This is a genomic window from Arthrobacter sp. 001422645 (assembly GCF_059816125.1).
Genome location: NZ_JCBANT010000005.1, coordinates 166,465 through 178,099 on the forward strand (window position 1 = coordinate 166,465; position 11,635 = coordinate 178,099).

General features: G+C 65.8%; 11 protein-coding genes. 2 read left to right on the forward strand and 9 right to left on the reverse strand.

Annotated features, from left to right (window positions below):
* Nucleotides 1-33: 33 nt before the first annotated feature.
* Together AC6EUH_RS07970 and AC6EUH_RS07975 are read right to left on the reverse strand one after the other, a co-directional pair.
* On the reverse strand, nt 34-831 hold the full coding sequence (locus AC6EUH_RS07970) for an alpha/beta hydrolase (RefSeq protein ID WP_499738303.1): 798 nt from the start codon (nt 829-831) through the stop codon (nt 34-36).
* 77 nt (nt 832-908) lie between these two features.
* Complete coding sequence (locus tag AC6EUH_RS07975) at nt 909-1,262, reverse strand: Rv1322 family protein (RefSeq protein ID WP_056426143.1); 354 nt, start codon at nt 1,260-1,262, stop codon at nt 909-911.
* A 59-nt stretch (nt 1,263-1,321) separates the two neighbouring features.
* Between AC6EUH_RS07975 and nucS the strand changes: the two genes are divergently transcribed.
* Nucleotides 1,322-2,017 (forward strand): endonuclease NucS, encoded by a 696-nt coding sequence (nucS, locus tag AC6EUH_RS07980; RefSeq protein ID WP_056426140.1) that lies wholly within the window; start codon nt 1,322-1,324, stop codon nt 2,015-2,017.
* Between the two features lie 311 nt (nt 2,018-2,328).
* A complete protein-coding gene (locus tag AC6EUH_RS07985; protein ID WP_024365900.1) occupies nt 2,329-2,532 on the forward strand; it encodes a cold-shock protein in 204 nt (67 codons plus the stop codon).
* A gap of 237 nt (nt 2,533-2,769) precedes the next feature.
* On the opposite strand, the gene AC6EUH_RS07990 is transcribed toward AC6EUH_RS07985, so the two are convergent.
* The 7 genes from AC6EUH_RS07990 to atpA form a co-directional block, all read right to left on the reverse strand.
* Nucleotides 2,770-5,325 (reverse strand): bifunctional lysylphosphatidylglycerol flippase/synthetase MprF, encoded by a 2,556-nt coding sequence (locus AC6EUH_RS07990; RefSeq protein ID WP_056426137.1) that lies wholly within the window; start codon nt 5,323-5,325, stop codon nt 2,770-2,772.
* The gene (locus AC6EUH_RS07995) at nt 5,322-6,704 is read right to left on the reverse strand and encodes an alpha/beta hydrolase (protein WP_056426134.1); all 1,383 of its coding nucleotides are present in this window, start codon (nt 6,702-6,704) and stop codon (nt 5,322-5,324) included. Before AC6EUH_RS07995 ends, AC6EUH_RS07990 begins: the two co-directional genes overlap by 4 nt.
* Nucleotides 6,705-6,709: 5 nt before the next feature.
* A complete protein-coding gene (locus tag AC6EUH_RS08000; protein ID WP_056426131.1) occupies nt 6,710-7,141 on the reverse strand; it encodes a DUF2550 domain-containing protein in 432 nt (143 codons plus the stop codon).
* 10 nt (nt 7,142-7,151) lie between these two features.
* Nucleotides 7,152-7,436 (reverse strand): F0F1 ATP synthase subunit epsilon, encoded by a 285-nt coding sequence (locus tag AC6EUH_RS08005; RefSeq protein WP_056426128.1) that lies wholly within the window; start codon nt 7,434-7,436, stop codon nt 7,152-7,154.
* A gap of 1 nt (nt 7,437) precedes the next feature.
* Nucleotides 7,438-8,892 (reverse strand): F0F1 ATP synthase subunit beta, encoded by a 1,455-nt coding sequence (gene atpD / locus AC6EUH_RS08010; protein ID WP_056426125.1) that lies wholly within the window; start codon nt 8,890-8,892, stop codon nt 7,438-7,440.
* An 80-nt stretch (nt 8,893-8,972) separates the two neighbouring features.
* Nucleotides 8,973-9,866 (reverse strand): F0F1 ATP synthase subunit gamma, encoded by an 894-nt coding sequence (locus AC6EUH_RS08015; RefSeq protein WP_056426122.1) that lies wholly within the window; start codon nt 9,864-9,866, stop codon nt 8,973-8,975.
* Between the two features lie 76 nt (nt 9,867-9,942).
* The gene (gene atpA, locus AC6EUH_RS08020) at nt 9,943-11,580 is read right to left on the reverse strand and encodes a F0F1 ATP synthase subunit alpha (protein ID WP_056426670.1); all 1,638 of its coding nucleotides are present in this window, start codon (nt 11,578-11,580) and stop codon (nt 9,943-9,945) included.
* Nucleotides 11,581-11,635: the final 55 nt, after the last annotated feature.

Consider the following 11,635-nt stretch of genomic DNA (forward strand, 5'->3'; position numbering starts at 1 on the left):
CGTAGCGGCTGTCCTTTTCCGTAGCGGAAACCCTCAGGCGTGGGCTGTGGCCACCGGGCCGTCCCAGGACTGCGGCAGTTCGGTGCTTGTTCCGCCCGGCACTACCTCGTCGACAATCTCGTTGAGCACCCGGCCGGCGTACTTCTCCCCCACCCACAGGTGCTTGGCCCCGTCCACGCCCACGACGCGGGCCTGCGGCACCACCTCGAAGCGCTCCCTGGCCCCGGCCGGCTGGAGGTAATCGTCCAGCTCGGGAACCAGGACCTTGAGCGGTTTGCCGGAGGCAGCCCACTCCTTCAGGTGCACATCCGTGGCCCGGTGCAGCGGAGGGGACAGCAGGATGGCGCCCTCCACCTCGGAGGCCACCGGCTCGGACGCCCCGTACATCAGCGCGAGCTCGGTGCCGAAGGACCAGCCCACCAGCCAGCGGTTCGGCAGTCCGCGGTCGACGGCGAACTTCACGGCCGCCTCGACGTCGAGGCGTTCGCCGATACCCTCCTCGAACGCTCCCTCGCTGGTTCCCCGCGGCGAGCCGGTGCCGCGGGTGTTGAACCGGAGCACGGCGATACCCGCGAGGGCGGGCAGCCGGTAGGAGGCCTTGCGGTAGACGTGCGAGTCCATGAATCCGCCGTGGGTCGGCAGCGGATGAAGGGTGATCAGGGTGGCCTTCAGCTCGCCGGACTCCGGGAGCGCCAGCTCCCCGACGAGCCGGTGCCCGTCGGCGGTGCGGAGCTCCACGTTTTCCCGGCGGGCCGGGAGAACGGTGGAGGCGCGGATCGCGGTCGGTCCGGAAGGCTGGCTGAAGACGTACGACGCCGGGTCAAAACTCATGCGTCCAGCTTAGCTAAAGCAGCCGGCGGCGCTGCCCCTGCAACAACTCCGCTTCCGGCAAACAACCGGCGGAGCAGTCAGCGATACCGGTAGCTGCGTGACGTCCAGCAGTTGGTATGCCAGTGCCGCCGCTCCGCCAGCCCGGCTGCCGCCCCGAAGAGGTGGTCCTCGGACCACACGACGAGGTGCGCCACACCCGGCAGCACCGCCGTCGAACAGCCCGGACAGATGTACGTCTTCTCGGCGCGGCTGGCGGTGATCGGCCGGACCGACCACTCGCCGTCCGGTGCGCTTTCCCGGCGCGCGAAGCCCGACCGCGCGCGTTCCAGGTCCAGCTCCGGCACCGGCCCTCCTTTGGCGCCGGGCTTGGGCAGTTTGCCGGACCCGGCGCGTCCTGACACGGCTCGGCGGGGGCGGTTGGAACGGGGCATGGTTCCATTCTGCCCCAGCGCGGGTGCCCCCTGTCGCCGCAGACGGTAGTGTTGACCGGGTGCGTTTAGTCATAGCCCGTTGCTCCGTTGATTATGTCGGCCGGCTCAAAGCCCATCTCCCGCTCGCCACCCGGCTCCTGCTGGTCAAAGCCGACGGTTCCGTGCTGGTCCATTCCGACGGCGGATCCTACAAGCCGCTGAACTGGATGAGCCCCCCGGCGTCCCTGCGGGTCTCCACCCCGGACGAGGTCGACGTCGAAATCGGCGTGGTGGAGCAGTGGACCGTCCAGTCAGCCAAGACCGACGACCGGCTGATCATCAACATCCATGAACAGCTCCATGACACCTCGCATGAGCTAGGCCAGGACCCCGGGCTCATCAAGGACGGCGTGGAAGCGGATCTCCAGCGGCTGCTGGCCGACCAAATCGAACTCCTGGGCGCCGGCTTCTCCCTCATCCGCCGCGAGTACTTCACCGCCATCGGCCCGGTGGACATCCTCGCCCGGGACGCCAAGGGTGCCACCGTGGCCATCGAACTCAAACGCCGCGGTGACATCGACGGCGTCGAGCAGCTCACGCGCTACCTCGAACTGCTCAACCGCGACCCCCTCCTGGCGCCGGTCCGCGGCATTTTCGCCGCCCAGCAGATCAAGCCCCAGGCCAAGGTCCTGGCAAACGACCGCGGCATCGACTGCGTCACCCTGGACTACGACGCAATGCGCGGCGTCGACGACGTCGAATCCCGGCTCTTCTGAGGCCCGCACTGCGGCTCCGGAAGAGAACCCGGCCGGCGGTAATGCACCGTTGATAACGTTGGTCGACCCTTTGTACAAAATTTATGCCAATTGTGCGCCGTGCCCGTTGACCTGACGCAACTGGCATGAAATTCTTATACGAGTCTTTGTGTAGGTGTTTTTTCATGCTCGCAAGACATGTTGCGAGCGTGAAGCGCCTGCCGCCGAAGCCCGGATATTCCGGCCCCACAGCCCAGGTTCTTCTCGCGGAGTGACCAAGTCCGGCACGAAGTGTGCCGGCCTTAATCAAGATCCATAATGAGGAGAAATACATGGCACAGGGAACTGTCAAATGGTTCAACGCTGAAAAGGGCTTCGGCTTCATCACCCCGGACGACTCCGATGGCGATGTCTTCGTTCACTACTCCGAGATCCAGACCGGCGGCTTCAAGACCCTCGACGAGAACGCCCGCGTTCAGTTCGAAATCGGCCAGGGCGCCAAGGGCCCCCAGGCAACCGGCGTGACGCTGGTCTAGTACCGCGTCGCGGAACTGCCTATGGCAGTCTCCGCAAAGAATGATCCCCGGCCCTAGTGCCGGGGATCATTTTTTTTGCTTTGTTGGCGGACTGTTCCGCGCACGGTGCATTGTTTTAGGGAACGTTTGGGCGCCCGCCCAATTGACGGGTCCGCATTGCTGCGGGACGTTTGTTGCACCCACATTGTTGAACTCGGCCGTGGCACGTGCCTTTCTGCACTGCGGCGCGTAACGGCATTAGCGCACGAGGGTCCTCAGCAACCGGGCGCTTTGCCGCACGGACAGGCCCGGAAGATAGGCGCGGCTCAGCGCCCTGCCCATGGCGGGCAGGTGCAGGGGGTCCTGATAATAGAGGTACAACGTCCGGTACTCGGGTTTGAAACGGGACTTGAATGTTGCCAACGAACGGAACCCGTAGATGGGCTCGAGCGCTTTCCCCACGACGTCGAGAATTCCCGCCAGCCCGCCGGATCCGGCCTCCTGGCCGGCAACGTCAGCCACCGTCGCGGTGTCCTTCGCCAGCGGCGATCCGGACAGCGAAATCACGTCCACCGTGCTCCGCAGCTCCAGCACCGCGGACGCGATCAGGAATTCCATAACCCCGGGGAAGGCGTCGCCGCGGCGCCGCATGAAGTCCAGCGTCCAGCTCACGAGGCGCCCGTCCGCGTACACCGGCAGCCAACTCGTGACGCCCTGGACCTGGCCCCCGGCGTCGACCGCCAGGCAGCAGAGCACCTCTCCGTCCTCCAGCTCGTCGATCCCGCCGAGGGTGAACCCCATCTCCGGGACGGATTTCTGTGCGGCCCACTCCTCCGAGACCTCGACCAGCTGGGCGCGGAGCGCAGGCGCAAAGTCCGCGTAGCGGCCCCACACCGCTTGCACGCCGGTTTTGTCCGCCCGGTTGAGGGCGGTACGGACGTTTTGCCAGTCCTTGCCCTTGAACTCGAGCATGCGCACCGCGAGCCTGGTTTCCTGGGCCACCGCCACCCGCCGGAAACCGCGGCCCTTCAGCATCGGCCACAGCTCGTCCGTGCAGGAGTAGAAGCAGGGAATGAGTGCGTGTTCGGCGCAATACCGGATGAAGCCCGTTGCGGTCTCCTCGCGGAACGCCGCCGGGCCGAACGGTCCGGCCAGAGTCAGCGCGACGTTGCCGTGCTGCTGGTAGGCCACTCCCCCGCGGCCATCCGGGGCGAACCAGTACCTGTTGGGCTCCCACAGCGCCATCCAGGACAGCGAGTCGCCGCCCTGGCGGATCAGGCTGCGGGCCGCGTCGCGGTCATCGGCTGCGGCGTCGGTACGATGCAGCCTGCGCTGCAGAACCACCCAGACGGCGGCCAGGGCCACCGCCCAGAAGATGATGCCGGTCGTGGCGAAGAGGAAGGCCTCGGCGGCGTTACGGCCCTGAAAGATGCGGCTGTAGATTCCGGGGATGGGAAGCGGCAGGTACTGCCGGGAGAGCTCTGCGGCCAGGCCCAGGAGGCCGCCGTCCCGGTCCATGCCGCCGGCGGCCAGCCAGACCCCTGTGTAGCAGGAGGCCAGCACCAGCCAGGTGCCGCCGACGACGGCGGCGAGGGCACGGCGGGCCCGGGGGCTCGTTTCGACGCGGAACTGGCGGCGGTTGGCGGCGAGCAGCACCACAAGCACGAGCGGAACCACTACGAGCGGCAGGACGTGGACCACCCCGGATCCCAGCAGGCCGGTGCGCGGGCGGTCGGGGTATTGGTGGATCCTGGCGAACAGCGACAGGTAGACGGCGGCCATGACCGTGACGGCGAGCTGGAGGGTGATCGCGATCCGCAGCGCGAGCCGGCGCCCGTGCCGCATGCCGTCGGCGCAGATGAGCAGCAGCACCACCGGTACCACGGCCAGTGCGAGGCCCAGCGGCCCCGCGAAACCGGCGCGTCCGGCCTCCAGGCACGTGACGTCGACGCTGCCCCCGCAATATCGTTCCATCTGGGTCAGCGTGGGGAGCGGATTCAGGACGACGTCCCGCAGCAGCGCCAGTGGCCCGGTGGGGGTCCGGACCATGGCCGTCAGGATGGGACCGACGGCGAAAATCGCGACGGTCAGGGCCAGGAGATTGCGGGTTTCGCGTCCCGTGGAGCGGTGGCGGTGCAGCGTGCCCCGGTCGCCTTGGATCCACCAGCCGGCCGCCAGCCCCGCCAGTGCACCGGCGAACCCGACGACGGTCTCCGCGTGCCCGACATACAGCACGAGCATGAGGGAGATGGAGACAACCGCGGTGCGCAGTCGGCGTTGCCACAGCGTGGGCAGCAGACCGCTGGACGCCAGCGAGACGCCGAGGACCGCCGCGTACGGGCCCATCAGCCGCGCGTCAACCATCCGGCTGAGCCATCCGTCGTCGGCGTAGCGGGCAAGCTGCGTCAGCAGCAGGAACAGCGTCACCGCGGCGAACTGGGCGGCGAAGTAGAACATGGCGGTGCGCCGGGTCCCCAACTTCCGCTCGGCCAGGCCCAGCAGAAGCAGGATCATCAGCGCGGCCGCGGCGTAGGCCAGCAGGTTGGTGGCAAAGAACAGGGAGGTGAACAGCGACCACCACTGTCCGGCTTTCAGCGCGGGGGCGCTGACGGAGGCCACGTCCAACAGCGATTCCGGCGGCCCGGAGAGAAAGCTTCCGGTGGCCGCACCAGTGACCAGGAAGACCGCCAGGACTGTCAGGGTGAACGGTACGGCGCGCAGATGCCCCAGTGATTGGCGCAGGCCCTCGCGTCCCAGGCCCTGGAGGGAAGTGGCCCCGGTCCCCCGCGGCTGTGGCGTTGCCCCCGGACTCACTGCCGGATTCCCCAGCGGGACGCAAGGAAGTCGAGCCCGGAGGTCAGCCCCTGGGACGCCGTGTCCCAGGAGTGCCCGGCACCGGCAACGGGGCGAGACTCCACCGTGAACCCGGCGGCGCGCGCGGCGTGGGACAGGATCTCCATGTAGCCGATGAATTCAGGGTCCCGTTCACCGGCGCCGAAGTAGATGGCATGCCCGTCGAAACGGCGGTCCTGCATGAGCCGCAGCGGTGTCTGGCGGTCGAAGGTTTCGGTGTCTCCGTCGAAGGAGGCGGCGATGGTTTTTTCGCGCTCCTTGGCGAGGGCGGGTTCCTTCTCGCTGGAGAACGCCAGCGCGGAACTGTAGATGTCGGGGTGCCGGGTCACCATCTGCATCGCGCAGGTTGCGCCGAAGGAGAAGCCGCCGGCCGCCCACCGCGAGGGGTCCTGATCCACGTCCAGGGTCTGTTTGATCCAGCCAGGCACGTCCACGGAGAGGAAGGTGTCGGCCCGGGCGATCCTGCTGTCCATGCAGAGGGTGTTGCCCGAGGAGTAACCGTTGGGGTCCACCACCACCACCACCGGGGCCACACCGTGGTGCTCCGCCGCGTACCGGTCCATGCGGCCACGCAGTGCGCCGCCTGTGAGCCAGTCCGCCGGCGCGCCCGGCTGGCCGGCGAAGAGGACCAGTACGGGAAGGGCAGGCCGCGGGCTGGCCCGGTAGGCCGGCGGGAGGTAGATGTAGGCCTCGCGGCTCTCGAAGCCGGAAGTTGTGCCGGGGATTGCAGCGCGCCGCAGCACGCCGCCGTCGGGCAGCCCGGCCGGCGGGCTCCACCCGGCCAGGCTGCTGCCGGCAGGGGCTCCCGGCGTGCGTTTCAGCCCGTCTTCCAGTGGCTGGACCCGCGCCACGGCAGTGCCCAGCAGGTCGCTGACGGTGTGGTTGAGGCCAAAGTAGATGTTCGTCTGGACGGCGGAGAGGATGATCACGCCCAGCAGGGCGCCCGTTGACAGCGCGGCAATCCGCGCCGGGCGGGGCCGGTCTCCGCGCCCAGGGGACCGGATGTATCCGGGCCGCCAGGTTCCCCACAGCCGCGTGAGCCAGAGCAGCAGCGCCGTGACCGCGGGAAGGGACCAAGCCAGGACCTCACCCGGCAGTTCCCCGGGGACGACGGAAAAAACGTAGATCATCAGCCAGTGCGCACCGGCGAGCAACGCGGCGGCGGACAGGATGGCAACGGCGACGGGAAGGAGGAGTTCCGGCCAGCGGGGGCCGGCCGCGTCCCGGCTGCGGCGCCGTCCCGCATGCCGGACGAGGTAAGCCGCGCCCGCAGCACCCACAGCCCAGGCGATCCACACCACCGGCCCGTCCACGAGCCGGAGGTCTTCGATGTAATGCACCCGGGTTAGCGCCAGGTGCCGACGCCGATGACCGGCCCGGCCTCAAGCCAGGAGGACAGCCCGGTGTAGGCGTCGAACCGCATCGCGAGCAGGACGTCTTGCCCTTCGTACCGGAGTTCTACAATCACGGCGTCGGGCTGGACCTTGACGAGCTCGGATTCGGTGGGCTTGCGCCGGCCGACCAGTTCCAGGGAGCTCCGCCGGAATGAGTGCTTGGGCCGCATGCTCAGCGAAGCAAGGCGGAACCACTCAAGGTCGTTGTCCTGATAACGACAAACCCCCATCTGCCAGCTGTTTCCAGCCGTGCAAATGGAGGCGTCCACCGTGCCCAGGGCGCGCCGCAGATTGAAGCGGCGCACCCCGGAAAGGCACAGTGCAAGTACCAGCAACGCAAAGATCGTTGCCAGGACGATGAACGGAATAACAGTATCGTTCATCAAGGTCGTGCTAGCGGATCCCCGCAGTAGCCGCGTCGCCCATTTGGGCGTTGTCAGCAACAATGACGACCCGGTTGTTGTCGACGGAGAAGAAGCCGCCGTCGACAACTACAGCAATGCGGTCACCGGACACCGGCTGGATTGCCAGTTCACCTTCGGCCAGAATCGCCAGCAGGGGCGAGTGGCCGGGCAGGATTCCGATTTCACCATTGCTGGTGCGGGCCTTGACCATCTGGGCCGCTCCGGACCACACGAAGTGGTCCGCTGCGACAATCTCAACCTCAAGCTCAGCCATATTACTTGGTCTGTTCCTGGATCTTGGCCCACTGGCGCTCGACGTCATCGAGGCCGCCGACGTTGAAGAACGCCTGCTCTGCGATGTGGTCCAGCTCGCCGTCGCAGATCGCGGTGAAGCCTTCAACGGTGTCCTTGATGGACACGGTGGAGCCTTCGACGCCGGTGAACTGCTTGGCGGTGTAGGTGTTCTGCGACAGGAACTGCTGGATGCGGCGTGCACGCGACACGACGATCTTGTCTTCTTCAGAAAGCTCGTCAACGCCGAGGATGGCGATGATGTCCTGGAGTTCCTTGTTCTTCTGCAGGATCTGCTTGACGCGGACGGCCGTATTGTAGTGGTCGTTGCCGATGTACTGCGGATCCAGGATGCGGGAGGTCGACGTCAGCGGGTCAACGGCCGGGTACAGACCACGGGAAGCGATTTCACGGGAAAGTTCCGTGGTCGCGTCGAGGTGTGCGAAGGTCGTGGCCGGGGCCGGGTCGGTGTAGTCATCTGCGGGGACGTAGATGGCCTGCATCGAGGTGATCGAGTGGCCCTTGGTGGACGTGATGCGCTCCTGGAGGAGACCCATCTCGTCAGCCAGGTTGGGCTGGTAGCCCACGGCCGAAGGCATGCGGCCGAGGAGGGTGGAGACCTCGGAGCCCGCCTGGGTGAAGCGGAAGATGTTGTCGATGAAAAGCAGCACGTCCTGGTTCTGCACATCGCGGAAGTACTCCGCCATGGTCAGGGCGGACAGCGCCACGCGCAGACGCGTTCCCGGCGGCTCATCCATCTGGCCGAAGACAAGGGCGGTGTCCTTGAGGACGCCTGCCTCTTCCATTTCAACCCAGAGGTCGTTACCTTCACGGGTACGCTCGCCGACACCGGCGAACACCGAGGTGCCACCGAAGTTGCGGGCCACACGGGTGATCATTTCCTGGATCAGCACGGTCTTGCCGACGCCGGCACCACCGAACAGACCGATCTTGCCACCCTTGATGTACGGGGTGAGAAGGTCGATGACCTTGATGCCGGTTTCCATCATCTCGGTGGAACCCTCAAGCGTCGCGAAGGCGGGAGCCTTGCGGTGGATGGGCCAGCGCTCGGTGATCTCGAGTTCCGACTCAGCCACGTCAAGCGGCTGTCCGAGGACGTTGAAGATGTGTCCCTTGACGACGTCGCCGACAGGCACGGAAATGGGGGCACCCGAGTCCACTACGGCGGTGCCACGGACGAGTCCGTCGGTTGCCTGCAGGGAGATGGCGCGAATGACGTTGTCGCCGAGGTGCAGCGCAACCTCGAAGGTGATCGTCTTGGTCTCACCGTTGAGAGTAATCTCGGTGGTGAGTGCGTTGTAAATCGAGGGGATTGCGTCAGCCGGGAATTCGACGTCGACAACCGGGCCAATAACACGTGCAATACGGCCGGTAGCACCGGTCGTCGCGGCTACGTGTTCGGTAGCAGTGGCAGTCATCTCTCTCACTTCACTCAGTAGATGGCGTTGGGGTTAAGTTTACTTTGGTGCAGGTACAGCTGGTTCCGCGCTCGGGGAGGCTAGGACGCGTTCAAGGCGTCGGCACCGGCCACGATTTCGGAAAGCTCCTGCGTAATTTCAGCCTGGCGGGCCGTGTTGCGCAGACGCGTGAACTTCTTGATGAGCTCCGTGGCGTTGTCGCCGGCGGACTTCATTGCCCGCTGGCGGGCAGCGAGTTCCGAAGCTGCTGCCTGCAGCATCGCGGCGAAGATACGTGATTCGATGTAGCGCGGCAGCAGAGCATCGAGAACCTGCTCCGTTTCCGGCTCGAACTCGTAGAGCGGCAGGAGGTCCGACTCGGACGCAGCCTGCTCTTCGACAACCTCAAGCGGGAGAAGACGGACTACCGTCGGCTCCTGCGTGACCATGGACTTGAAGCGGGTGTAGACGACATGGATCTCGTCGACGCCGCCCTCTGCGTAATCCGTCGCAAAGTCGGCCAGCAATGCCTCGCCGATTTCCTGCGCGGTGGCAAACTCCGGTGCGTCCGTGCCGCCGGTCCAGACGCGCCCGTAGGGACGGTTCCGGAAGTCGAAGTAGGCCTGCGCCTTGCGGCCGACCAGGTAGAACTTGACTTCCTTGCCCTCCTCGACGAGCAGCTCGTTGAGGCCTTCCGCCTGCTTGAGCACACTCGCGGAGTACGAACCTGCAAGGCCACGGTCCGAGGTGATTACCAGGACGGCGGCCCGGCGGATCTGCTCCGGCTCGGTGGTCAGCGGGTGGTCGATTTCGCTCTGGCTTGCGACAGCAGAAACGGCACGCGTGATGGCGTTTGCGTAAGGCAGTGAAGCTGCTACGCGTGCTCGGGCCTTCCCGATGCGCGAGGTAGCGATCAGTTCCATCGCCTTGAAGATCTTGCGCATCGACGTCGTCGAGCTGATCTTCTGGCGGTAGACCCGGATCTGGGCTCCCATACTTATCCTTTCCTAAGATCCCGGTGGCCGGGACTGCCGGAACCCGGTGGGGTTCCGGCAGTCCCTGCCAGCGAAACTAGCGCTTCTGCTTGACGATTTTTTCCTGGTCGACCTGTGCCTCGTCGATGGCGGCGTGCTCTTCGTGCCCCGCACCAACCAGGTGGTTGTCTCCCTCGCCGAAGAAGCCCTTCTTGAAGTCCACGATCGCGGTCTTCAGCGCTTCTGCAGTGTCATCGCTCATGACGTTGGTCTGGGCCAGCGTCGTCAGGATGGAGGACTTGTGCTTGAGGTGCTCCAGGAACTCGGTCTCGAAGCGGTTGATGTCCTCAACCGGAACGTTGTCGAGGTGCCCGTTGGTGCCGGCCCAGATGGAGACGACCTGGTTCTCAACCGGGAACGGTGAGTACTGGCCCTGCTTGAGCAGTTCCATCAGGCGTGCACCACGGGTCAGCTGCTGGCGCGATGCGGCGTCGAGGTCCGACGCGAACATTGCGAATGCCTGCATGTCGCGGTACTGGGCCAGTTCCAGCTTCAAGGTACCGGAGACCTTCTTCATGGACTTGACCTGGGCGGCGCCACCAACGCGGGACACGGAGACACCCACGTCGACGGCGGGACGCTGGTTGGCGTTGAAGAGGTCCGACTGCAGGAAGATCTGGCCATCGGTGATGGAGATCACGTTGGTCGGGATGTAGGCGGAGACGTCGTTTGCCTTGGTCTCGATGAGCGGCAGGCCGGTCATCGAACCTGCACCGAGCTCGTCGGAGAGCTTGGCACAACGCTCCAGCAGACGGGAGTGCAAGTAGAACACGTCGCCCGGGTAGGCTTCGCGTCCCGGCGGGCGGCGCAGCAGCAGTGACACTGCACGGTAGGCCTCGGCCTGCTTGGAGAGGTCATCAAACACGATGAGGACGTGCTTGCCGCCGTACATCCAGTGCTGGCCGATTGCCGAACCGGCGTACGGTGCCAGGTACTTGAAGCCTGCGGGGTCGGATGCGGGGGAAGCCACGATGGTCGTGTATTCCAGTGCGCCGTTGTCCTCGAGGGTCTGGCGGACAGCCGCGATGGTGGATGCCTTCTGGCCGATGGCCACGTAGATGCAGCGCACCTGCTTGTTGACATCCCCGGAAGCCCAGTTGGCCTTCTGGTTGATGATCGTGTCGATCGCGATTGCCGACTTGCCGGTCTGGCGGTCACCGATGATCAGCTGACGCTGGCCGCGGCCGATCGGAATCATGGCGTCGATAGCCTTGAGGCCGGTCTGCATCGGCTCGTGGACCGACTTGCGCTGGGTCACGCCGGGCGCCTGGAGTTCCAGCGCACGGGTGGTCTCGGCCTTGATCTCGCCGAGGTCATCAATGGGCTCGCCCAGCGGGTCGACTACGCGGCCGAGGAAGGCGTCGCCCACCGGCACGGACAGAACCTGTCCGGTGCGGTGAACTTCCTGGCCTTCTTCGATGCCGGTGAAGTCACCGAGGATGATGACGCCGATTTCGCGGACGTCGAGGTTCTGGGCCAGGCCCAGCGTGCCGTCTTCGAAGCGAAGCAGCTCGTTCGCCATGACCGAGGGAAGGCCCTCAACACGGGCGATGCCGTCACCTGCGGTTGTTACACGGCCGACCTCTACGCGCTCTGCGTTTCCGGGTTCGTAGGACGCCGCGAACTCGTTCAACGCATTACGGACGTCGTCGGCGTTGATGGTCAATTCGGCCATCTGCAGTCCCTGCTCTCCTGTTTTCGTGATCATCGTTGCTCACGATGACCGGGGT

Excerpts from the sequence above, each read along its gene's own strand:
- AC6EUH_RS08000 (WP_056426131.1), bottom strand. The coding sequence starts at position 7,141 with ATGAACGATACTGTTATTCCGTTCATCGTCCTGGCAACGATCTTTGCG.
- atpD (WP_056426125.1), bottom strand. The coding sequence starts at position 8,892 with ATGACTGCCACTGCTACCGAACACGTAGCCGCGACGACCGGTGCTACC.
- AC6EUH_RS08015 (WP_056426122.1), bottom strand. The coding sequence starts at position 9,866 with ATGGGAGCCCAGATCCGGGTCTACCGCCAGAAGATCAGCTCGACGACG.
- AC6EUH_RS07985 (WP_024365900.1), top strand. The coding sequence starts at position 2,329 with ATGGCACAGGGAACTGTCAAATGGTTCAACGCTGAAAAGGGCTTCGGC.
- AC6EUH_RS07970 (WP_499738303.1), bottom strand. The coding sequence starts at position 831 with ATGAGTTTTGACCCGGCGTCGTACGTCTTCAGCCAGCCTTCCGGACCG.
- AC6EUH_RS07975 (WP_056426143.1), bottom strand. The coding sequence starts at position 1,262 with ATGCCCCGTTCCAACCGCCCCCGCCGAGCCGTGTCAGGACGCGCCGGG.
- AC6EUH_RS08005 (WP_056426128.1), bottom strand. The coding sequence starts at position 7,436 with ATGGCTGAGCTTGAGGTTGAGATTGTCGCAGCGGACCACTTCGTGTGG.
- atpA (WP_056426670.1), bottom strand. The coding sequence starts at position 11,580 with ATGGCCGAATTGACCATCAACGCCGACGACGTCCGTAATGCGTTGAAC.